The sequence below is a fragment of the Oceanicola sp. 502str15 genome (assembly GCF_024105635.1).
Lineage (GTDB): Bacteria > Pseudomonadota > Alphaproteobacteria > Rhodobacterales > Rhodobacteraceae > Vannielia.
In genome coordinates this window covers 3,578,074-3,600,284 of the sequence record NZ_WYDQ01000001.1, presented here as the reverse complement: position 1 = coordinate 3,600,284, position 22,211 = coordinate 3,578,074, and the positions used below count along the sequence as shown (strand labels likewise).

21 protein-coding genes are annotated in these 22,211 nt (G+C 66.1%); 3 read left to right on the top strand and 18 right to left on the bottom strand.

All coding sequences use genetic code 11. From position 1 onward, the window contains the following. Positions 1 to 41: 41 nt before the first annotated feature. From ccoS to ccoN, 9 genes are all read right to left on the bottom strand, one after another. Positions 42 to 200, bottom strand: coding sequence for a cbb3-type cytochrome oxidase assembly protein CcoS (gene ccoS / locus GTH22_RS17710; RefSeq protein WP_252946916.1), 159 nt, complete (start codon positions 198 to 200; stop codon positions 42 to 44). Next, positions 200 to 2,383: a heavy metal translocating P-type ATPase gene (locus GTH22_RS17705; protein WP_252946915.1), complete on the bottom strand. Its 2,184-nt coding sequence runs from the start codon at positions 2,381 to 2,383 to the stop codon at positions 200 to 202. The genes ccoS and GTH22_RS17705 overlap by 1 nt, the downstream gene beginning before the upstream one ends. A 1-nt stretch (position 2,384) precedes the next feature. Then, on the bottom strand, positions 2,385 to 2,837 hold the full coding sequence (locus GTH22_RS17700) for a FixH family protein (RefSeq protein WP_252946914.1): 453 nt from the start codon (positions 2,835 to 2,837) through the stop codon (positions 2,385 to 2,387). Positions 2,838 to 2,839: 2 nt separating this feature from the next. Next, positions 2,840 to 4,267, bottom strand: coding sequence for a cytochrome c oxidase accessory protein CcoG (gene ccoG, locus GTH22_RS17695; protein ID WP_252946913.1), 1,428 nt, complete (start codon positions 4,265 to 4,267; stop codon positions 2,840 to 2,842). A gap of 291 nt (positions 4,268 to 4,558) precedes the next feature. Further along, positions 4,559 to 5,440, bottom strand: coding sequence for a LysR family transcriptional regulator (locus GTH22_RS17690; protein ID WP_252946912.1), 882 nt, complete (start codon positions 5,438 to 5,440; stop codon positions 4,559 to 4,561). Between the two features lie 308 nt (positions 5,441 to 5,748). After that, complete coding sequence (gene ccoP / locus GTH22_RS17685; RefSeq protein ID WP_252946911.1) at positions 5,749 to 6,624, bottom strand: cytochrome-c oxidase, cbb3-type subunit III; 876 nt, start codon at positions 6,622 to 6,624, stop codon at positions 5,749 to 5,751. Next, positions 6,621 to 6,812 (bottom strand): cbb3-type cytochrome c oxidase subunit 3, encoded by a 192-nt coding sequence (locus GTH22_RS17680; RefSeq protein ID WP_252946910.1) that lies wholly within the window; start codon positions 6,810 to 6,812, stop codon positions 6,621 to 6,623. The genes ccoP and GTH22_RS17680 overlap by 4 nt, the downstream gene beginning before the upstream one ends. 13 nt (positions 6,813 to 6,825) lie before the next feature. Next, entirely contained in the window at positions 6,826 to 7,554 is a 729-nt protein-coding gene (gene ccoO, locus GTH22_RS17675) for a cytochrome-c oxidase, cbb3-type subunit II (protein WP_252946909.1), read from the bottom strand. Between the two features lie 14 nt (positions 7,555 to 7,568). After that, complete coding sequence (ccoN, locus tag GTH22_RS17670) at positions 7,569 to 9,179, bottom strand: cytochrome-c oxidase, cbb3-type subunit I (RefSeq protein ID WP_252946908.1); 1,611 nt, start codon at positions 9,177 to 9,179, stop codon at positions 7,569 to 7,571. Between the two features lie 200 nt (positions 9,180 to 9,379). Between ccoN and GTH22_RS17665 the strand changes: the two genes are divergently transcribed. Further along, positions 9,380 to 10,231, top strand: coding sequence for a universal stress protein (locus tag GTH22_RS17665; RefSeq protein WP_252946907.1), 852 nt, complete (start codon positions 9,380 to 9,382; stop codon positions 10,229 to 10,231). A gap of 43 nt (positions 10,232 to 10,274) precedes the next feature. Here GTH22_RS17665 and fnrL read toward each other — a convergent pair whose 3' ends face one another. Next, positions 10,275 to 11,024 carry a transcriptional regulator FnrL gene (gene fnrL / locus GTH22_RS17660; protein ID WP_252946906.1) on the bottom strand — a complete coding sequence of 250 codons (750 nt, stop codon included), beginning with the start codon at positions 11,022 to 11,024 and terminating at the stop codon, positions 10,275 to 10,277. Positions 11,025 to 11,082: 58 nt separating this feature from the next. Here fnrL and hemN point away from each other — a divergent pair, with 58 nt between their 5' ends. After that, entirely contained in the window at positions 11,083 to 12,435 is a 1,353-nt protein-coding gene (hemN, locus tag GTH22_RS17655; protein WP_252946905.1) for an oxygen-independent coproporphyrinogen III oxidase, read from the top strand. A gap of 6 nt (positions 12,436 to 12,441) precedes the next feature. Here the strand turns inward: hemN and GTH22_RS17650 are convergent, their stop codons facing one another. The 6 genes from GTH22_RS17650 to GTH22_RS17625 form a co-directional block, all read right to left on the bottom strand. Further along, positions 12,442 to 13,068: an HAD-IA family hydrolase gene (locus GTH22_RS17650; RefSeq protein WP_252946904.1), complete on the bottom strand. Its 627-nt coding sequence runs from the start codon at positions 13,066 to 13,068 to the stop codon at positions 12,442 to 12,444. Continuing rightward, positions 13,065 to 14,669 carry an ABC transporter ATP-binding protein gene (locus tag GTH22_RS17645; protein WP_252946903.1) on the bottom strand — a complete coding sequence of 535 codons (1,605 nt, stop codon included), beginning with the start codon at positions 14,667 to 14,669 and terminating at the stop codon, positions 13,065 to 13,067. The genes GTH22_RS17650 and GTH22_RS17645 overlap by 4 nt, the downstream gene beginning before the upstream one ends. Beyond that, on the bottom strand, positions 14,666 to 15,775 hold the full coding sequence (locus GTH22_RS17640; protein WP_252947670.1) for an ABC transporter permease subunit: 1,110 nt from the start codon (positions 15,773 to 15,775) through the stop codon (positions 14,666 to 14,668). The genes GTH22_RS17645 and GTH22_RS17640 overlap by 4 nt, the downstream gene beginning before the upstream one ends. 8 nt (positions 15,776 to 15,783) lie before the next feature. Further along, positions 15,784 to 16,965 (bottom strand): microcin C ABC transporter permease YejB, encoded by a 1,182-nt coding sequence (locus GTH22_RS17635; RefSeq protein WP_252946902.1) that lies wholly within the window; start codon positions 16,963 to 16,965, stop codon positions 15,784 to 15,786. 46 nt (positions 16,966 to 17,011) lie between these two features. Further along, positions 17,012 to 18,925 (bottom strand): extracellular solute-binding protein, encoded by a 1,914-nt coding sequence (locus GTH22_RS17630; RefSeq protein ID WP_252946901.1) that lies wholly within the window; start codon positions 18,923 to 18,925, stop codon positions 17,012 to 17,014. Positions 18,926 to 19,144: 219 nt separating this feature from the next. Beyond that, complete coding sequence (locus GTH22_RS17625) at positions 19,145 to 19,672, bottom strand: cytochrome c family protein (RefSeq protein ID WP_252946900.1); 528 nt, start codon at positions 19,670 to 19,672, stop codon at positions 19,145 to 19,147. 131 nt (positions 19,673 to 19,803) lie between these two features. Here GTH22_RS17625 and GTH22_RS17620 point away from each other — a divergent pair, with 131 nt between their 5' ends. Then, complete coding sequence (locus GTH22_RS17620; RefSeq protein ID WP_252946899.1) at positions 19,804 to 20,634, top strand: prephenate dehydratase; 831 nt, start codon at positions 19,804 to 19,806, stop codon at positions 20,632 to 20,634. Positions 20,635 to 20,793: 159 nt separating this feature from the next. On the opposite strand, the gene GTH22_RS17615 is transcribed toward GTH22_RS17620, so the two are convergent. Then, positions 20,794 to 21,228, bottom strand: coding sequence for a hypothetical protein (locus GTH22_RS17615; protein WP_252946898.1), 435 nt, complete (start codon positions 21,226 to 21,228; stop codon positions 20,794 to 20,796). 185 nt (positions 21,229 to 21,413) lie between these two features. Then, positions 21,414 to 22,124, bottom strand: a complete 711-nt coding sequence (locus GTH22_RS17610) for a hypothetical protein (RefSeq protein WP_252946897.1) — start codon at positions 22,122 to 22,124, stop codon at positions 21,414 to 21,416. Between the last annotated feature and the right edge of the window lie 87 nt (positions 22,125 to 22,211).

Genomic DNA, 22,211 nt, shown 5'->3' with positions numbered 1-22,211 from the left:
CCGGGCGTTTCATCTTTGACGATCCGCAAACACATGGTGTTCTAAGGACGAGGCGTGTTGTCCCACTCGTCCGACAGGATGCGCTGGCTATCCCCATCCGGGTCGTCGAACTGTCGGCTCCGCAGGGCCCATCCAAAGGCACCAAGCCCGAGCGCCCCCAGCGCCAGAGAAATCGGGATCAGGTAAACCAATATTTCCATCAGCGAAGCCTCAAAGCGTTCAGCGACACCGTGATCGAGCTGGCCGACATCGCCAATGCCGCCACCAGCGGCGTCGCAAGGCCCGCCACGGCGAGAGGCACGGCGATCAGGTTGTAGGCACTGGCGATCCGAAAGTTCTCGCGAATCCGGCGGACCGCCCTTCGCGCCGTCACCACCGCATCCGCCACCGGCATCACGCTTTCGCCCAGCAGCACGATGTCGGAGGCGACCCGCGCCGCGTCCAGTGCCGTCGCCGGGCTGATGGAAGCATGGGCGGCCGCCAGCGCAGCCGTGTCGTTCAACCCATCCCCCACCATCAGCACCTTCGCCCCTTCGGCCTGAAGCGCCTCGATCCGCGCGGCCTTTTCCGCCGGGAGCACGCTGGCGCGATAGCTGTCTATCCCCAAGGTCTCGGCAAACCGGGCCACCGCGCCCGGCGTATCACCCGACAACAGCTCCACCTCGCAGCCCGCCGCTTTCAACCCGGCCACAACCTCCGAGGCGCCCGGGCGCAGCCGATCGGCAAAGAGGAAGGCAACCGGCGGTTCGTCCCCAACCAAAAGCCAAGTTGCCGTTTCCGCCCCGGTCCTCGCGCCGACCCATTCCGCCCTGCCGAGCCGCACCCTGCGGCCCCCGGCGCGGGCCTCGCTCCCAAGCCCCGGCATTTCCTTCACGTCCTCGACCGGCAAGGGCAGCACGCCCTCGTTGCGCAGCGCAGCCGTGAGGGCCACCGCGAGCGGATGGGCCGACCCCATGGCGAGCGACAGCGCCGCCCGCTTCGCATCACCAGGCACATCGGCAAGGTTCATCGGCTCCGGCGTGCCCATGGTGAGCGTGCCGGTCTTGTCGAACACCACATGCGTCACCTCCGCCAGCCGCTCCAGCGCCGTGCCCTCCTTGATCAGCAGCCCCTTGCGGAACAGCCGCCCCGAGGCCGCGGTGACAACGGCGGGCACCGCAAGGCCCAGGGCACAGGGGCAGGTGATGATCAGCACGGCAGCAGCGATGTTGAGCGCAACCCGCACATCCAGCGTCGCCACGAACCAACCGACTCCGGCCAGCAGCGCCAGAATATGGACCCCCGGCGCATAGAGCCCCGCCGCCCGGTCGGCCAGCGAGGTGTATCGGGTCTTGGCGCTCTCAGCCACGGCCACGAGGTCGGCCATCCGGTGCAGAGACGTGTCGCGCCCCGCCGCCGTCACCCGGACCGTCAATGGGCCCGTCAGGTTGATCTCACCGGCACTCACCCCCTGCCCCGGCACCGCCGCCACCGGATTGGTTTCACCGGTGAGCAGGGCGCGGTCCAACTCCGAGCGCCCGCGCACGATCACCCCATCCACCGGCATCCGCCCCCCCGGGCGCACCAACACCAGATCGCCCGCGGCCAGCTCCGCCACGCCAACTGTCTCCTCCCTGCCCGCCACCAACCGAACCGCCCGAGGCACTTCCAGCGCCGCAAGCTCCTGCGCCGCCGAACGGGCCACCGAACGGGTGCGGAAATCCAGGTATCGTCCCGCCAGCAGGAAAAAGGTCAGCGACAGCGCCGCATCGAAGTAGGCATGCGCGCCGGAGTGAATCGTCTCGTAGAGCGACGTGCCGAGCGCCAGCAGGATCGCAAGCGAGATCGGCACATCCATGTTCAGCCGCCCCGCCCTCAAGGCCTGAGCCGCCGAGGCAAAGAACGGGCGCGCCGCAAACCCCACGGCCGGAAAGGCAATCGCCGCGCTGATCCAGTGAAACAGATCACGGGTCGCGCCCTCTGCCCCGCTCCAGACCGCGACGGACAGCAGCATGACGTTCATCATCGCAAATCCCGCTACGGCGAGGCGCATCAGCAGATCACGTCCGGCACGGTCGGCTTCGGTGGTGGTGAGCAACTCCGGGTCCAGCTCATGGGCAACAAACCCCGCCGCCGTCAACGCCCCCACCAGCGCACCCGCCTCCACCGTGCTGTCGGCTTCAACCCGCGCCCGCTTCAGGGTCAGGTTAACCCGCGCCGAGGCCACGCCGGGCTGTGCCGCCAGCACACGCTCGACGCCGGAAATGCAGGCGGCACAGTGGATCTCGGGCAGAGACAGCATCAGCTCCTTCTCGGCCATCGCACCGGTGATCTCGCCCATCGCGGGCAGGGCCACGCAGGCCGGGCAGGCCGCCAGGCCGCCGCGCTCGAGGCTCCCGTCCATGTCAGCCACGCACCGTCAGAATGAGCCGCTGCTCGAACGGCGTGCCATCGGCGGCCCGCGCCGACACCCGGATCTCCCAACGCCCCTTCGCCAGCGCCACCCGCGCCACAAACTGCGAGCCCTCCGCCGCAAACTCCGGCTCTACGTCGTGCTGCCGCTCCGTCGTGCGCCCGATCATTGCCGAGAACCCCTCCACCGCAGCAGGGGCGCCCCCTGCCCCGGTCATGGCAATCGTCAGCACGCCGTTCTCGTAGCGCGGCACCGCCTCCCAGCCCAGCGCCTCCTGCGCCGCGCGCTTGCGGTCGAACTCCTGGCTGGCAACGTAGGAATTCTTCACCTCCAGCCCCGGAAAGGTGCTCACCGCCTTCCACGCCATCGTGAGGTTGACCCCGATGATGACGGCAAAGGCACCCGCCGTCACCGCAAAGACCTGGCCGCCGGTAATCTCGCTCATGGTCACTCTCCCTTTCCGTTGAATGTGCTGTCCCGGTGCACCCGGTCGCCGTTGCTCAGGTCTTCCACCCAGAACCGAAAATCCGTCAGGTCGCCCACGGCCGCCGCCGAGCCGGGCGGTGCCATCACGTGGACCCGTTGCAGCATCGTCTCGTCCGCCGGCACCATGACCGAGGCATAGGGCGTTCCCTCGATATCGACCCTCAGGTCGGCTGCACCCGTCAGCGCGATCTCGAAGCGCCGCGCTTCGGCGTGCTTGTTGCGCAGGCGCAGCTCGTAGGTGTTGCGGATGGTGCCGTCCGAGAGCGTAACGTTCACCGGGTTGCGCACCGGCGCGACGGTCAGGTTGATCTCGGGGCGGATGAACAGCGCCACCAGCAGCCCGACGCCCACCAGCGCCCAAAGCACGGTGTAAAGCAGGGTGCGCGGGCGGAAGATGTGATGCCGCCACACGCTCTTGGGCTGGTGCCCCGTCGTCTCCCACGCCTCGTCGGAAATCGCGAGATAGCCCACCAGCCCGCGCCTGCGGCCCAGCCGATCCATCGTCTCGTCGCAGGCGTCGATGCACAGCCCGCAGGTGATGCACTCCATCTGCTGGCCATCCCGAATATCGATCCCCATAGGGCAGACGTTGACGCAGGCCATGCAATCCACGCAGTCCCCCGCCTTCGGATCGCGCGCCTTGCCGCGCGGCTCGCCCCGCCAGTCGCGATAGCCGATGGTGAGCGTGCTTTCATCCATCATCGCGCCCTGAATCCGTGGCCAGGGACACATGTAGATGCAGACCTGTTCGCGCATGAACCCGCCGAACACGAAGGTGGTCGCGGTCAGCACGGCGATGGTGGTGTAGGCCACCGGGTGAGCCTCGAGCGTGAACAGATCGCGCAACAGGTTCGGCGCATCGGTGAAGTAGAACACCCAGGCCCCGCCCGTCGCCAGTGCGATGGCCAGCCACGCCAGCCATTTCACCACGCGCAGCCGTGCCTTCCGGAAGTCGAGCCTTTTCTGCCGGTGCAGCCTGAGCCGCGCGTTGCGGTCGCCCTCGATCCAGCGTTCCATCAGGATGAAGAGATCGGTCCAGACCGTCTGCGGGCAGGCATAGCCGCACCACACCCGCCCCAGCGCCGAGGTGAACAGAAACAGGCCGAGCCCCGCCATGATGAGCAGACCGGCGATGAAGTAGAATTCATGCGGCCAGATCTCGATCCAGAAGAAAAAGAAGCGCCGGTTCGCGAGGTCCACCAGCACCGCCTGATCGGGCAGGTTGGGGCCACGGTCCCAGCGCAACCACGGGGTGACATAGTAGATGCCGAGGGTCACGATCATGATGACCCACTTCAGATTGCGGAAATTGCCCTTCACCCGGCGCGGAAAGATCGGCTCCCGCGCGGCATAGAGGCTCTTCGGCTCTTCCGGCTCCACACTGCTCACGACTCAGACCCTTTCGCGCGTTCGCTCTCCCCTTCTCTGGTGCCACGACTCCGCCCGGCAGGCCTTGACCTGCATCAAACCCGCCGCCGCCCTGCGCGTTGGGGCATGTCTGCGGGCCTTTCGGACGCAGACAGCAAGTGGCCCCGGCCCCTCCAAGGAAACGCGCGAACAGGAAGGAGGACCGGGGCCTGTCCGGACGGACCGGACTTGCGGTGCCGTGGCGAAAGGGTGGGCCACGGCGCGCCATGGCCCCGGTTTAGCAGGCGTCCGGCGGGCCGGCCTTGATCTGGGTCAATCGGCGGCGGGTTTCTGCGCCCTGAGCCAGCGGGCGAACTTTGCAGCCGAGGCCCGCAGCGGCCCCGGACGGGTGACGATGAAGTAGCCTTCCTCCACCTGCCCGCGGTTGAACAGCACCGTCAGCGCGCCGGTGGCGAGGTCTTCCTCGATCAGCGCGCGGGTGGTGGCGGCAAGCCCCTCGCCCCTGCGCGCAGCCTCCAGCACGAAATTGCCGGGCAGATGGGTCTGCACCCGGGTCCGCGCCTCCGTCACCCCCTGGCTCGCCAGCCATTCATCAACCTCGTTGGTGCCAAGCTCCTGAAGCCACGGCAGCCCCAGAAGGTCTTGCGGCTGCGCGATCCGACGGCCCTGCACCAGTTCCGGTGCGGCAACGATCACATATTCCGAGGGCACCAGCAGCTCGCTGTCGACCCCGGCCCAGTCGCCCTTGCCATGACGGATGGCGATGTCGACCCCGCCCGGCGCAAGCGGCAACCGATGCGGCGATGGGTTGAGCATCAGTTCCACCTCGGGAAAACGCTCCCGAAAACCGGCCAGCCGGGGCATCAGCCAATAGGCGGCAAACATCGGCGTGGTCGTGACCTGCACCGGCCGCCCCTCGCCCCGCCCGCTGATCCGCGCCACCGCGTCGCTGATGAGCGCAAAGCCCCCGGTGACGGCCACCGCCAGCTCCTCGCCCGCCTCGGTCAGCCCCACGCTGCGCCCTCGCCGCTCTACCAGCGCCACGCCGAGATGCGCCTCGAGCGCCCGCACCTGCTGGCTGATCGCCGCATGGGTCACGCCCAGCGCCTCCCCCGCCGCCGTAACAGAGCCAGCCTCGGCCAAGGCTGCATAGGACCGCAGCATGGCGGGCGGAGGCAGGTCGCGTAGTATCATTGGTTAGCCTGGCTTACATGTGTCTTACTATTAGCCTCGCCTCGATGGCCCAAAAGGTCAATAACAGAGGGACCAGCAGCCTTGAGAGGAGGCCCGACGTGTTTACCATACTTTCAAAGGCCTTTCTCACGGCCACCCGGACGACAGAGGGCAGACCCGCCCTTTCGTCGCCCGGCGCTCCCTGGCGGCAAAAGCTGCCGCGGCTCATCGCGTTCCCCGACGCCTGAAAGATGCGCCGCACCTGAAACGGCGCAGGAGGGCCGCCAGCCTCGCGCCAGCGACCCTCCTGCTCTCTTTCGCGCCCGGCCCTACTCGCCGCCGCCGCGCCCATGCACATAGGCCGTGACCGCGCGAATTTCGGCTTCGCTCAGGCGGGTGTTCCAATTGGGCATCACGCCATACCGGGCCTCGCTGACCGACTCCATCAGCGTCTCGTAATCGCCGCCGTAAAGCCAGATCGCATCGGCGAGGTTGGGCGCGCCCTGCTCGCGGTCGCCCTCCGCCGCCTCGCCATGGCAGGCGGCGCAATTGTCTGCAAACACCAGCCCGCCCGCCTCGACCTTCGCGGCATCGCGCGGGGCTCCCGAGAGCGACATCACGAAGTTCACCACCTCGTCGATCTGCGCAGGCTCCAGCAACTCGTCAGCACCAAAGCGGGGCATTTCCGAATAGCGGGCCTCGCCCTCCGGATCGTCCTCGTTGCGGATGCCGTGGGTGATCGAGAAATGGATCGCCTCCATGTCGCCGCCCCAGAGCCAATCGTCATCCAGCAGGTTCGGGTAGCCCTTGGCCCCGGCCGCGCCCGATCCGTGGCACTGGGCGCACCATGTCCTGAACACCGCGCCCCCCGCGTTCTCGGCAAAGCGGGCCAGCTCCGGATCGGCGGCGATCTGGTCGAGATCCGTGGCCACCAGCCGGGCGCGGATATCCGCATTGGCGGCGTCGAACCCGGCAATCTCCTCGGCCACCTCAGCGCGGGTCGAATAGCCCAGAAGCCCCTCCGTCGCCCCCTTCACCAGCGGCCAGGCCGGATAGGCCACGGTATAGCCGATGCCCCAGACGATGGTGGCGTAGAAGGTCCAGAGCCACCAGCGCGGCATCGGGTTGTCGTACTCCTGAATCCCGTCCCAGCTGTGGCCGGTCGTCGGAATGTCCTGCTCGGGCGTCTTCTGTCTCTTGCTCATTTCTTCGCCCCCTCGGAGCCTTCGCCCGCAGGCGTTCTGTCGTTACGGAAAATCAGGTTGGCGCATTCCTCGTGGTCCCGCCGGCTGCCGGGTCGAAAGGCCCAGAGCACGACGCCCGCGAAGAACAGGAACATGGCAAGAAGCACCCAGCTGTCGGCCAGCTCACGCATCCACGAATAGGTTTCCATCGGCTCGCCCCCCCTACCGGCTCTCGTCGGGCTGGAAGGTGGAAAAATCCACCATCGTCCCGAGCACCTGCAAATACGCCACCAGCGCATCCATCTCGGTCAGCGCGGCCTGCCCGTCGAAGTTGCGCACTTGTGCGCTCTCGCCATAGCGCGCGATCAGCCCATCGCTGTCGGCCCATGGGTCGGCCTGTGCGGCAAAGTCCTCGGCGGCGGCCTCGAGCATCTCGTCGCTGTAGGGCACGCCCACCAGCCGGTGGGTCGCCATCAACTCGCCCACGTGCTCCGCCTCGATGGTGCGGTCGAGCAGGTAGCCGTATTTCGGCATCACGCTCTCGGGCACCACGCTCTGCGGATCGGTCAGGTGATCCACATGCCACTCGTCCGAGTAGCGCCCGCCCACGCGGGCAAGGTCCGGCCCGGTGCGCTTGGAGCCCCATTGAAACGGATGATCGTACTTCGACTCCGCCGCGAGGCTGTAGTGCCCGTAGCGCTCCACCTCGTCGCGCATCGGGCGGATCATCTGGCTATGGCACACATAGCAGCCCTCGCGGATGTAGATGTCGCGCCCCGTCAGCTCGAGCGGGCTGTAGGGCCGCACCCCCTCCACGTCCTCGATGGTGTTGTCGAGGTAAAAGAGCGGCGCAATCTCCACGATCCCGCCCACGGTGACGACGAGGAAGGAGGAGACCAGCAGCAGCGTAGCATTGGTTTCAAGGATCTTGTGCTTGTCGAGAAGTGCCATGTTTCCGGCCTCCCTTATTCAGCGGCAACGGCAGCGGCGGCGGGCACTCTGGCCTCGCCCTTGCGCACCGTCATCCACAGGTTCCAGGCCATGATCAGACCCCCGGCGAGATACATCACCCCGCCCAGCGCCCGGACCACATACATCGGGAATTTCGCGCTCACCGTGTCGGAGAAGGCGTTGACGAGGTAGCCGTTGGCATCGACCTCGCGCCACATCAGCCCTTCCATGATCCCCGTCACCCACATCGAGGCCGCGTAGAGAACGATCCCGATGGTCGCGAGCCAGAAATGCCAGTTCACCGCCGGCAGGCTGTAGAGCTGCGCCCGGTTCCAGAGCTTCGGCACCAGGAAGTAGAGCGCCCCGAATGTGATCATCCCGTTCCAGCCGAGCGCACCGGAATGCACGTGGCCGATGGTCCAGTCCGTGTAGTGGCTCAGGCTGTTGACCGCCCGGATCGACATCATCGGCCCCTCGAAGGTGGACATGCCGTAGAATCCGATCGAGACGATCATCATCCTGATGACGGGATCGGTCCTGAGCTTGTCCCACGCGCCTGAAAGCGTCATCAGCCCGTTGATCATGCCACCCCAGCTCGGCATCCACAGCACGACCGAAAACACCATGCCAAGGGTCGAGGCCCAGTCGGGCAGCGCTGTGTAGTGCAGGTGGTGCGGACCGGCCCAGATGTAGAGAAAGATCAGTGCCCAGAAGTGGATGATACTGAGCTTGTAGGAGTAAACCGGTCGCTCGGCCTGCTTGGGCACGAAGTAGTACATCATCCCGAGAAAGCCCGCGGTCAGGAAGAAGCCCACCGCGTTGTGGCCATACCACCACTGCGTCATCGCATCCTGCACGCCGGCAAACACCTGCACCGACTTCGAGCCGAACAGGCTCACCGGGATCGAGATGTTGTTGACCACATGCAGCATGGCCACGGTGACGATGAAGCTCAGGAAGAACCAGTTCGCCACGTAGATGTGGCGCTCCTTGCGGGTCAGGATCGTGCCGAGGAAGACAGCCAGGTAGGCCACCCAGACGGCCGTGAGCCAGAGGTCCACATACCACTCCGGCTCGGCGTATTCCTTGCTCTGGGTCGCGCCCAGCAGGTAGCCCGTCGCCGCCAGCACGATGAACAGGTTGTAGCCCCAGAACACGAACCACGCGAGGTTGCCGCCCCAGAGCCGCACCGCGCTGGTGCGCTGCACGATATAAAAGCTCGTGGCAATCAGCGCGTTGCCGCCAAAGGCAAAGATCACCGCCGATGTGTGCAGCGGCCGCAGCCGCCCGAAATTGCCGATCCCGTCGCCCAGCAGCTGAAAGTTGAGCTGCGGAAAAGCGAGCTGAAAGGCAATCAAAGTGCCCACCAGAAAGCCGACGATGCCCCAGAAGGTCGTGGCAACAACGCCGTAGCGCACCACCCCGTCCATGTAACCCTCGGCATTGATGATGGGGGCGGGCCGCTCTTCCCAGGTCGTGCGCACCGACCAGATGAACATCCCCGCCGCGATGGCGCAGATGATCAGCGCGTGCACCATATAGGCAAGGTCGCGCGCATAGTTCGCAGCGATCGCCGCGATCACGGCGACCAGCCCGAAGAGCACGATCTTCACGATATCCCACATGTCGGGTTTCCTTTCCTGTCCCCAAGAAGGCCCGACGGGGACTCACCCCGCAGAACGGCCTTCGAATTGGCGACAGGATCGTGCCAAGCTCCGGCCCCGTCCTTGATTCAGGTCAAATCAATGCCCGCGCGTTTGCGGCAGTCTCGGCACCAAAGCCCGCCGCCCCCGATGCGGCGGCCCACCCGGAGGACTGGATGACCATGGACCCGAAAACAATTCTCGCCCCCCTTCTCGAACCGCTGGAGGCAGGATCCGATCCGGCCCGCGCACTGGCCCATGCCGAGCGTCTCGCCGACCGCTTCGATGCGCATCTCGACGTGGTCGGCATCGGCTGCGACCACACCCAGGTCGCCTACTACTACGCAGGCGCCACCGCGCTGGTTCAGCAGGAGACCCATGACGAGGCCCGCCGACTGGCTGAGCAGATCGAGGCCAGCGCCCGCGCCAGCCTGAGTTCCAGCGCATTGCGATGGTCGGTTGAAAGTGCGGTCGGCCAGATGGCCGGGCTCGCCGCCCTCATCTCGGCCCGCGCCCGCATCGCCGACCTCGTGGTCATGCCCGCCCCCTACGGCGAGGGCCGCGGCCCGGAGTATGAAACAATGGTGGAGGCGGCGTTGTTCGACGGGCAGGCGCCGGTGCTCGTGGTGCCCGCCACGCCCGAAGCCTCACCGCGCCCGCGCCGTGCCGTCGTGGCCTGGAACCAGAGCCCCGAGGCCATGGCCGCAATCCGCCGCTCCCTGCCCCTGCTCGTCGGCGCCGATCTGGTGAACATCGCGGTGATCGACCCACCCCGCCACGGTGCAGAACGCTCCGACCCGGGCGGCGCTCTCAGCCAGATGCTCACGCGTCACGGGCTGCGCTGCGAGATCTCGGTGCTCGCCCGCACCCTGCCCCGGGTGTCCGATGTGATCAGTCGCCACGTGAGCGATATCGGCGCAGACCTACTGGTCATGGGCGCCTACGGCCATTCCCGCTTCCGAGAGGCGATCCTGGGCGGCGCTACCCGCGACATGCTCGAGAACCCACCCGTGCCGGTCTTCATGGCGCGATAGGGTCAGGCGAGCTGCAGGCTGGGCGCAGACCCAGCCCTGCGGCTCACACCATTACACCGCCATCGGAATCGTCGCCGGTTTCGGCCAGCAGCGCATCGTAGCTCGGCACCCGCACGCGGCGCTTGCCCTCCAGCTCGATGAGCCCGTCCTTCTTCAGCGCCGACACCTGCCGGCTCACCGTCTCCAGCGTCAGCCCAAGATAGTCCGACATCGCCTCGCGGGTGAGTGGCAGGTCAAACGTCATCTCGTCACCCATCGGCTCGCCCAGCCCGAGCGAGGCATCCCGGCGCCCCAGAATGGCGATCAGGCTGGCAATCTTCTCCCGCGCGGTCTTGCGCCCGAGGATCAGCATCCACTCCCGCGCCGCGTCCAGCTCGTCCAGCGTCATCTGCAGCAGTCGCTGCGCAACGTGCGGCGTGCGCTCCATCATCTGCTCGAACGGCTTGCGGCGGAAGCAGCACATCGTGATCTCCGTCACCGCAGTCACGTCATAGGCGGCCCGCTCCCGCCCTGGCCGCCCGACAAAATCCGATGGCAGCAGCAGGCCCAGCATCTGCGTGCGCCCGTCTTCCATGGTCTGGCTCAGGGTGGCCACCCCGCTGACGACCGACCCCAGAAAATCCATGTGATCGCCCGACCAGATCACCACCTGCCCGGCCTCGAAGCTGCGGTAATACTTGATCTCTTCGAGCTGGGCCAACTCATCGGTATCGCAACGCGCGCAAACCGCGCGGTGCCGGATCTGGCAACTGCCGCAGTCATGCGACGTGAGTTTGAAGTCGAGAACGGCCATTGCGCACCATTGATCTGGGTCAAGGCACCCCCGTGCCCGCAGCCGATAATCTATGCCAATGAACACCACCGCACAACTTGCCCGCCACGGCCTCTTTGACGCACGTGTGCCCCGCTACACCAGCTACCCGACCGCCCCGCAGTTTGCCGGCGGCGTCGATGGCGACCGTTTCGCCTCGTGGCTCCGGGCCGTCCCCGAGGGCGGTCAGGTCTCGCTCTACATCCACGTGCCATTCTGCCGCCGGCTGTGCTGGTTCTGCGCCTGCCGCACCCAGGGCACCTCGAGCGATGCGCCGGTGCGCGCCTATCTCGATGTGCTGAAGGCAGAGATCGCCCGGCTTGGCCGCCATCTCGCGCCGGGCGTCCGGTTGAGCCGGATGCACTGGGGCGGCGGCACGCCCACGCTGATGAATGCGGCGATGATCGCCGAACTTGCCGCGGCGGTTGAGGCCGTGGTTCCCATGGCGCCCGGGGCGGAGTTCTCGGTCGAGATCGACCCGAACGAGCTCGACGACACCCGGCTCGATGCCCTCGCCGCTGCCGGTATGACCCGCGCCTCCATCGGGGTGCAGGACTTCGATCCGGTGATCCAGAAGGCCATCGGCCGCGACCAGAGCTACGAGATCACCGCCCGCGCCGTCGAGACGATCCGCGCCCGCGGGATCGAAAGCCTGAACGCCGATATCCTCTTCGGCCTGCCGCACCAGACCCTCGAACGCATCTCCAGCTCGGTGCAGAAGCTGCTGTCGCTTTCCCCCGACCGGGTGGCGCTCTACGGTTATGCCCATGTGCCTTGGATGGCCAAGCGCCAGTCGCTCCTTCCCACCGACGCCCTGCCCACGCCCGAGCAGCGCCTCGCGCTCTTCGAAACGGCCCGACAGCTCTTTGCCTGGGACGGCTTTGCCGAAATCGGCATCGACCATTTCGCCCGCCCCGGCGACGGGCTGGCCCGTGCTCAAGCCGAGGGGCGGCTCAGGCGCAACTTTCAGGGCTACACCGATGACGGCGCCACCGCCCTGATCGGGCTCGGGGCCTCCTCGATCTCGCGCTTTCCGCAGGGCTATGCCCAGAACGCATCGGCCACATCGGCCTATATCCGCGACATTCGCGATGGAAATTTCGCCACAGCGCGGGGGCATGTGTTTTCGAAGGAAGACAGGTGGCGCGGCCGGATGATCGAGCAGCTGATGTGCGAGTTTCGCTGCGATACCAGCGCCATAACCTCGCTGGGTGCACGGGAGAGCTGGGTGCGCAGCGTTCTGGCGGGTCTTGCTGCGCACTTCGACGATGCCACAAGGCTCACCCCGCAAGGTCTCCAGATCCTGCCCGAGGCGCGCCCACTCACCCGCGTCATCGCCCGCGCCGTGGATGCCTACCACCTCTCCGGCGCGGGCCACAGCTCGGCCATCTGAGCCGGGCTATCCGCCCTGCGCGGTGCCCCGCCCCGCGAGCATACCCGGCAGGGCATCCCGGGTTTCGGGCGTGAAGTGAAAGGCCTGCCACCCCAGCGCACGCGCCGCCTCGACGTTGGCCCGCGTGTCATCGACAAAGAGGCACTCCCGCGGCGGCACGGCGAGGGCGGCGCTCACCGCCTCGAAGAACGCCGGCGAAGGCTTGGAAACGCCCAGCTCGCCGGAGCAAAGCACTGCATCAACTTGTGCCATCCAGCCCGTCTGCGCCCGAATGTAGCGCGCCCGCCGGGCCTCGTTGTTGGTGGCAATCACCTGGGGCACGCCCTCGGCTTTCAGCCGGGCCACAAGCGCCTGCATCTCTGCATCCGGCGTGTCATCGCGGGCAAACCAGTAGTCGATCAGCGCCTCGGCGCCCGGCGCATGACCCACCTCGGCGCACCATGCCGCGACAGGCTCGACAAGGTCTCTGCGCCCCTCGATCACCTCGCGAAACCCCTCCGCGAACACCGCCCGCTGAAACCCCGCAAGGCTCTGCCCTGTGTCGCGCTCGAAGTGCTCGGCCCAGATGAACCGCCCGTCCTCGACGCAGCGGTTCAGCACCCCGTCGAAATCCCAGGCGATGGCCCGGATCACGCCTCGCTCGCACCCGGCAGGTCGAAGGCGGCATCCATCAGCGTGCGGGTGTATTCCGTCTTCGGGGCGTCGAACACCTCCGCCGCAAGCCCGGCCTCCACCACGTCGCCCTGGCGCATGACCATGACCTTGTGGCTGAGCGCCCGCACCACCCGCAAGTCGTGGGAAATGAACAGGTAGGCTAGCCCGTACTTCTTCTGAAGGTCGCGCAGCAGGTCGACGATCTGCACCTGCACCGTCATGTCGAGCGCGCTCGTGGGCTCGTCGAGCACCATCAGCCGCGGGCGCAGGATCATCGCGCGGGCAATGGCGATGCGTTGGCGCTGCCCGCCCGAGAACTCGTGCGGATAGCGGTCCATCACCGCCGGGTCCAGCCCGACCTCGGTGAGCATCTGCGCCACCAGATCACGCGGGTGGTAGCCCTGCTCCACTCCGTGCACGCCCAGCCCCTCGGCCACGATCTGCGCCACGGTGAGGCGCGGGCTGAGGCTGCCGAACGGATCCTGAAACACGATCTGCATGTGCCGACGCAGCTCGCGCATCTGCCGGGTCTTCCAGCCCTGGATGTTCTCGCCGAGGTAGTAGATCGGCCCTTCCGACTGGATCAGCCGCATGATCGCCAGCGCCAGCGTGGTCTTGCCAGAGCCGCTTTCGCCCACGATCCCCACCGTTTCGCCCGCCCGCACCGACAGGCTGGCGGCATTGACGGCCTTCACGTGGCCCACGGTGCGCTTGAGCAGCCCGGCCTGGATCGGGAACCAGATGCGCAGGTCTTCGGTGCGCACGATCTCCTCGGCCCCGGCGGGCACTTCGGAGGGCCCGCCCTGTGGCGCGGCGGAGAGCAGCATCTTGGTGTAGGCGTGCTGCGGGTTGGCGAAGATCTCGGCGGTCGGGCCGGTCTCGACGATCTCGCCGTCCTTCATCACGCAGACGCGGTCGGCAATCGCCTGCACGATCCCGAGGTCGTGGGTGATGAACAGAAGGCTCATCTGGCGCTTCTGTTTCAGCTCCGCCAGCAGGTCGAGGATCTGCGCCTGAATGGTCACGTCGAGCGCCGTGGTAGGCTCGTCGGCAATCAGCAGCTCGGGGTTGTTGGCCAGCGCCATGGCGATCATTACCCGCTGGCGCTGCCCGCCCGAAAGCTGGTGCGGATAGGCGCCCAGGCGGCTTTCCGGGTCGCGGATGCCAACGTCTTCCAGCAGCTCGATGATCCGGCCGCGCGCCTCGCTGCGCTTGATGCCCTGGTGCAGCTCGAGGCTTTCGGCCAGCTGCTTTTCGAGCGTGTGCAGCGGGTTGAGCGAGGTCATCGGCTCCTGGAAGATGAAGGAGATGTCGTTGCCGCGCACCTCCATCAGCTTCTTCTCGTCCGCCCCCACCATCTGGTCGCCCTTGTAGCGCACCGACCCTTCGACCCGGGCACTCTCGCCCAGCAGGCTCACGGTCGACAGCGCGGTCACGGACTTGCCCGAGCCGCTCTCGCCCACCAGTGCCACGGTCTCGCCGCGGCCCACGCTAAAGCTCACCCCCTTCACGGCATGGGTCGTCTCTCCGTCCTGCCGGAAAGAAACCTTCAGCCCTTCGACTTCCAGCACGCCGCTCATGCAAACACCTTCCGCGGGTCGAAGGCATCGCGCACGCCCTCGAACACGAAGACCAGCAGCGAGAGCATGATGGCGAAGGTGAAAAAGGCGGTGAAGGCGAGCCAGGGGGCCTGTAGGTTCTGCTTGGCCTGAAGCGTCAGCTCGCCGAGACTCGGCGCGCTGGAAGGCAGGCCGTAGCCGAGAAAGTCAAGCGTGGCGAGGCCACCGATGGTGCCGGTGATGATGAAGGGCATGAGCGTCAGCGTGGCCACCATGGCGTTGGGCAGGATGTGGCGGAACATGATCTTGCTGTCGCTTACCCCGAGCGCCTTGGCGGCGCGGACATATTCGAAATTACGGGCCCGCAGGAACTCGGCCCGCACCACGCCGGTGAGCGCCGGCCAGCCGAAGAGCACGGTGAGGAAGACCAGCAGCCAGAAACTGCGGCCGAAGATGGCGAACATGATGATGATCACGTAGAGGCCCGGTATCCCGCCCCAGATCTCCAGCATCCGCTGGAAGAACAGGTCGACCCAGCCGCCGAAATAGCCCATCGCCGCCCCTGCCGCGATGCCGATGACCGAGGCCACGATCGTCACGATCAGGGTGAACAGCACCGAGAGGCGGAAGCCGTAGATCACCCGCGCCAGCACATCGCGGCTGCCGTCATCGGTGCCCAGCCAGTGGTTCCGGTCGGGAGCCGAGGGTGCGGCGCCCACGATATCGTCGTTCGGCGTGTTGAACGAATAGGGGATCGGCGGCCAGAGCGCCCAGCCCTGCTCGATCGCCTCGCCGTCAACGACCCCATCCGCCGCGTCTTCATAGACCGCGCGCGGATCGTCAAAGCAGGCGTCGAGCCCCCCGGAGCGGATCAGGCATTGCACCTCGATGTCGCGATACTTGGCCTCGGTGCGGAAATCGCCGCCAAAATCCTGCTCCGAGTAGAAGCTGCGGATCGGCATGTAGTACTCGCCGCGATACTGCACGAGGATCGGCTTGTCGTTGGCGATGAACTCGGCAAACAGGCTGAGCCCGAAGAGCAGCGAAAACAGGATCAGCGACCAGAAGGCGCGGCGGTTCTTCTTGAAGTTCCGCCAGCGGCGTTGGCCCAGTGGCCCGAGGGTGATGAGCGCCATCAGCCTGCCCTCCGCTCGAAGTCGATCCGCGGATCGACGAAGACATACATGAGATCGCTGAGGATGTTCACCAGCAGGCCGATCAGCCCGAAGACGAAAAGCGTGCCGAAGACCACCGGGTAGTCGCGGTCCACCACCGATTCAAATCCCAGCCGCCCCAGCCCGTCGAGTGAGAACAGCCATTCGATCACCAGCGACGAGCCGAAGAATACGCCGAGGAAGGCGCCCGGAAAGCCTGCGATCACGATCAGCATCGCATTGCGGAAGACATGGCCGTAAAGCACCTTGCGCTCGCTCAGCCCCTTGGCGCGTGCGGTGATGACATACTGCTTCTTGATCTCGTCCAGAAAGCTGTTCTTGGTCAGCAGCGTCAGCGAGGCAAAGCCGGCGATGGAGCTGGCCAGCACCGGCAGGAAGATGTGCCACAGGTAATCCAGCGCCTTGCCCCAGAGGCTCAGGTCTTCCCAGATCGCGTTTGGCGAGGTGAGGCCGCGCAGGGGGAAGATCTTCCAGTAGGAGCCCCCGGCAAAGAGCACCAGCAGCAGGATGGCAAAGATGAAGCCGGGGATGGCATAGGCCGCCACGATCACGCCCGACGACCACGTATCGAACCGCGAACCGTCCCGCACCGCCTTGCGGATGCCCAGCGGGATCGAGATGAGATAGGCGATCAGCGTCGACCACAGCCCCAGCGTGATCGACACCGGCATCTTCTCGATCACGAGGCTCACCACCGACTTCGACTTGAAGTAGCTCTCCCCGAAGTCGAAGGTCACATACTGGCCCATCAAAATGAAGAACCGCTCGAACATGCCGATATCGACCTTGCTGCATTCTTCCGCAGAGAGGTCCCGATGGGTGATTTCTTCGCCGTTGCGCGGGGTGTAGCCCTCTTCGCAGATGACGCGGGCAAAGCCCATCTGCACCTCGAGCTGGGCCAGGAACTCGGGCGACAGGCCGCGCGCACCCTGGTAGCGCTCGTCGGCACCGTCATCGAACTGCTGGCCGGCATCGGCACCGCCCGTCACGTTGTCGCCCGCGCCCTCGCCCTGCTCGACGCGGGCAATGACCGCCTCGATCGGGCCGCCGGGCACGAATTGGGTAAGCACGAAGTTCACCAGCATTATCCCGAACAGCGTCGGGATAATGAGCAACAGTCGCCTGAGAATATATGCGCTCATCTAGAGCCTTTTCGCCTGCGTTCTTCTTGTTCTGCTCACGCGCCGCTCAAAACGCGCCGGCCGCTTTCAGCTTCTCGGCCTTCTCGGCGTTATACCACCAGAAGTCCAGTTCGCCGAGGGCATAGGGCGGCAGCGGGTCGGGGTGTTCGTAGATATCGTAATAGGCCACCGTATCGGCCGCCTTGTGCCACTGTCCGGTGCGGAACTTCAGCGCCCGCAGCACCCGGTCGAGCGCCGAGATCGCAACCCGCAGCTCTTCCTCGTTGTTGGCGGCCTTCACGCTCTCGATCAGCGAATCCACCGCCGGGTTGTTCAGGCCCATCTTGTTGAAGGTCGAGGTATCGGCGGTTTCGCCGCCGAAATACTGCTTCAGCCCGTCGCCGGGGATGTAGCCGGTCTGCAGGAAGCCGGTGACGATATCGAAATCGTAGCTCGGCGGGCGCTCGCGCTCGGTGGCGGAGGCATTGTCGACCCGCTGGTGCACGGCGTCGATGCCGGCGGCGCGGAGGTTTTCGACGAAGGGGTTTATCACTCGGTCGAAGGTCTGGCTGTCGTTCAGAAACTCGATCCGCAGGGTCTGGCCATCCTTCACCCGCAGCCCGGAGCTGTTGAACTCGCTCCACCCGGCCTCGTCAAGCAGACGGTTCGCCTTGCGCAGGTTGCGCCGGTCGGTGGCGCTGCCCGGATCGGAGGTGGTCTCGGTGAAGGGCTCTTCGGTAAACACCGCCTCGGGAATGTCGGCGCGCAGCGGCTCCAGCAGGGCCAGCTCGGCCTCGCTGGGCAGGCCGGTCGCGGCGAGGTCGGTGTTTTCCCAGAAAGAATTCACCCGGCTGTAGATGCCGTAGAACAGCTTTTCGTTCGACCATTCGAAGTTGAACATCAGCCCGATGGCCTCGCGCACCCGCGCATCCTGCAACTGCGGGCGGCGGAGATTGTAGATGAAGCTCTGGCCCGGTGCGAGGCGGCCATGCTCCAGCTCGCGCTTTACCACCCAGCCCTTCTCGACCGCCGGAAAGTCATAGCCGGTGGCCCAGTCCTTGGAGCTGGCCTCGTTGCGAAACTGGTAGGCCCCGCCCTTGAAGCCCTCGAGCGCCACGGCGTAATCGGCAAAGTACTCGATCCGCATCGCATCGAAGTTGTTGCGCCCGATGTTGATGGGCAGATCCTCGCCCCAGTAGTCGGGGTTGCGGGTCACAACCACGGTTTTGCCGAGCTCGCTGCGCGACAGGTCCACCACATAGGGGCCCGAGCCGATCCAGGGCGTGTTCTGCGGCTCTTCGAGGTCCATCTTCTCGGCCTCGTACTGCGCCCTGGAAAAGATGGCGAGGCCGCCGACCATCTGGATCAGGTCGCGCTTTTCCTTCTCGGCCGTGAAGGTGAACTTGATGTGCCGTGCGTCGATCACCTCGGCGCTCTCGACCGAGGCCGAGAGGATCTCGCGGTAGCTGGGCAGGCCCTTCTCGCGGAACAGCTCGTAGGAGAACTCCACGTCCTCGGCGGTCAGCGGCGAGCCGTCGGAAAAGGTGATGCCTTCGCGCAGGGTGAAGATCACCCAGGAGCGGTCTTCGGGGTATTCGAGGCTTTCGGCCAGCAACCCGTATTCCGAGCCGATCTCGTCGGCGGTGCCCACCAGCAGGCTTTCGTGCGGGGCGCTGGCCAGCGCAGCGGCGCGACCGTTGATGGTGTAGGGATTCCAGTTGTCGAAGCCGCCAAAGGCCCATTCCGAGATTTCGCCGCCCTTGGGCGCATCGGGGTTCACGTAGTCGAGGTGCGCGTAGTCGGGGCCGTACTTCAGCTCGCCCCCCGGAAAGGTCGTGATCCCGTGGCGGGTGATCGTGTCCTGCGCAAGCGCCGGGAGCGCCGCCAGAATCAACGCCAGCCCCAGCCCGGCCCCCATGGCCAGAAGCCCTCGCCTCTTCACCTCGAGGGCAGCTGTGGCAACGGCGGTTCGGGCTGGCATGGGCATATGGCGCAAATCGAAATCCTCTCAGGTCGTGCAGGTGCTGGCCCCGTACCGGGGCATTTCACCAAGACATCGTTAAATTTAGCTAAATGCCCCCGGTCCCGGCTTGCAAGTTGAAACCTCGTGATGGCGACGCGAGGGATCGGGCCGTAACAAAAGAAAAGGGCCGCCCCGGTCTCCCGTGGGCGGCCCCGCAACTGTTTTTGCGCGTGGCGCTTACTGCGCCTGCAGATAGGCGATCACGTTGGCGCGATCCTCGATCTTGCGCAGGCCGGCAAAGCTCATCTTGGTGCCGCTGACGTAGCCCTTGGGGTTCTCGAGGAAATGGCTCAGCTCTTCCGGGGTCCAGGTGCCGCCGTGCTCGGCCATGGCGCTGGAGTAGGTATAGCCGTCAACGCTGCCGACGGCGCGATCAACCACACCGTCGAGGTGCGGGCCGGTGCCGTTGGAACCGTCGAGCTTGTGGCAGGCCTTGCACTTGCCGAAGACCTTTTCGCCCTTGGCGGCATCGGCCGCGGCAAAGACCTCTTCGAAGGCCGGTCCGGCATCTTCCTCGGCGGTGCCGCCATCGGTGCTTTCGGCCACTTCGATGATGTAGCCCTGAGCGTGCTCTTCGCCCTCTTCACCGTGGCCACCGGCGTTCATCGCATAAAGCGATTCACCGGCCCAGTTGATGAGCAGATAGATCAGCAGCGCGCCGCAAAGCCAGCCAAATGCCTTGACCATCGTCATTGTGTCGAACATGTCGCATCCTGTCCGTGGTGTGGGTTTGGCGCGTTCTACGCGCTTCCCCCCCTGCCCCGCAAGACGTATCAGGCGCGACCAAACGCCCGAGGGGGCAAAAATTTGTGTGAATTGTCAGCGGAGAGGCAAGGATGACCGGCCGGATCGCATTTCAAGGAGAGCTCGGGGCCTATTCGCATCAGGCCTGCGCCGATGCGCGGCCCGATATGGAGGCCCTCCCCTGCCGCAACTTCGAAGACGTCATCGAGGCGGTGCGCAGCGGCGAGGCGGCGCAGGCGATGCTGCCGGTCGAGAACTCCACCTATGGCCGCGTGGCCGACATTCACCGCCTGCTGCCCCAGAGCGGGCTGCACATTGTCGATGAGGCCTTCGTGCGGGTGCACATCTCGCTGATGGCGCTGCCCGGCGTCACGCTGGAAGAGGTCAAGAAGGTGCGGGCCCACCTCGTGCTCCTGCCGCAATGCGCCGCCTTCCTCACCGAGAACGGAATCGCCGGCGAGGCCGCGGCCGACAGCGCCGGCGCCGCCGCAGAGCTGCAGGCCAGCGGCGCGCGCGACGAGGGCGTTCTGGCCTCCGACCTCGCGGCCGAGATCTACGGGCTGAATATCCTCGCCCGCCACATCGAGGACCACGCCCACAACACCACCCGCTTTCTCATCATGGCGCCCAAGGCCCAATCCGCCCGCCGGGCAGAGACCATGATGACCACCTTCGTCTTCCGCGTCCGCAACATTCCGGCCGCGCTCTACAAGGCGATGGGCGGCTTTGCGACCAACGGGGTGAACATGACCAAGCTGGAAAGCTACATGGTCGGCGGCTCCTTCACCGCCACCCAGTTCTACTCCGATATCGAGGGCCACCCCGACGATGCCAACGTGAAGCTGGCGATGGAGGAGCTTGGGCACTTCACCGAAGAGGTGAAGATTCTCGGCGTCTACCCGGCAGACCCGAAGCGGCACTAGAGCACGCGCAGGCTGTCCCCTTCTGCGGGCGCCCCCCCAACACAACGGCAAAAACACCGGCCTGGCTGGGGCAGCCAGGCCGGTGCGCCCCGGTCGGCCCGGGACCGGGCTTGGAGAACCGGAGGCGATGTCGGCCCCCGGCGCTCCGCGCCCAACTGGTTACTGAAGCCAGACCAGCTCGATCCGCGAGCCGCCCCGATCGGTCATGTCGTAGGTCTTGCCGCCCGAGTCGATCCAGCCGCTGATGGTGTGGCGCGAGAAGTTCACCCGCTGACCCGGGGCCGCCGCGACCTGCGTGCAGCGGGTCGAGTTGCGCTTGGCCGTAACCCAGCCGCCGCCATTCACGCTGAAGCGCTTGTCCCAGGTCGCCTGGTTGCGCAGGCAGAGCTGAAGCAGCCCGCCACGGCCCGAGCCATCCTGAATGACGTTGACCGTGACCGTATCGCCGTTGTTCAGCGAGGCGGCGTTGAGCGCCTTCTTCTGCGGGCCGGCGGGCGGCGCGTCCTGCACCAGGCCGGGGTCGATCTCGATGCAGCCGGAGAGGGCGGTGGCGACGAGGAGGGCGGGGAGAGCCATGAATTTGTGGAGTTTCATCTTGGTAGTCCTTTCATCTTGGTTGTGGTCATTGCCGACCGGATGAGAGGAAGATGACCGCTGCAGGGCCGCGATCGTATGGGGTCAATGCCCCATTCGAACCGCCCCGCCCCGCCGCCGGAACGCGAAGCGCCGCCGGGGTGAACCGGCGGCGCCTGTCTTGTCTGCGCGATCTGACCGGAGGGTCAGTTCGTCAGGATGTAGTAGCTGTTGCGGATCCGGCCCTGGTTGCGGACGCCGATGAAGAAGTAGCCATCCCACTTCGGGGTCCAGGAGCAGTAGAGCTTGTCGGAGTAGCTGCGGTCGAGGCAGATCACGTTGCCGCCCTCGTCCGTCACCACGAGGTCGAGGTTCGCATCGCCGTCACCGACGATGGCCAGCTCGGCCAGACGGCCACCGAAGAACGGCACTTTGAACACGTCGGTCTTGCCGGCGGGCAGGCGCGACAGGGTGCGCGAGGCGCCCCCGATGCGGCCACGGGAGCCTTCGGCCTTGATGTCGGCGATCATCGACTTGAGCGCCTCATCCTCACCGGCCAGCTCTTCGGCCTCGGCCAGCATCATCTCGGGCGTCACCGGCGCATCGACGCCCTCGCCCTCTTCCGCGCCCTCGAAGCCCTCGATGTCGGAGGTCTCCTTCTCGCGCTCCACATCCTCGGCCTCGACCGACATGGCGATCTTGGCGGCGGTGGCGATGGCCAGCGCATCCTTGTTGGCCGAACCGTAGGCGTAAAGATCCTGCGCCATGGCCATCTGCGCGACGGCGCCAGCCTCGCCGTCGCCAGCGCCGTCAGAGGCGTTGGGGCCTTCCTGGTCCTGTGCCCAGGCAGAGCTGCCGAGGGCGACCATCGCAGTGGTGGCGACCACGGCGCTCAGGGTCTTGAATTGATGCATCATGATTTTTCGTCCTTCCCTTCACATGGGCGGCCCCGCCGGATTGGCAGCAGCCGAAATGATGCGCAGAGACTTGCAAATGCCGCGACG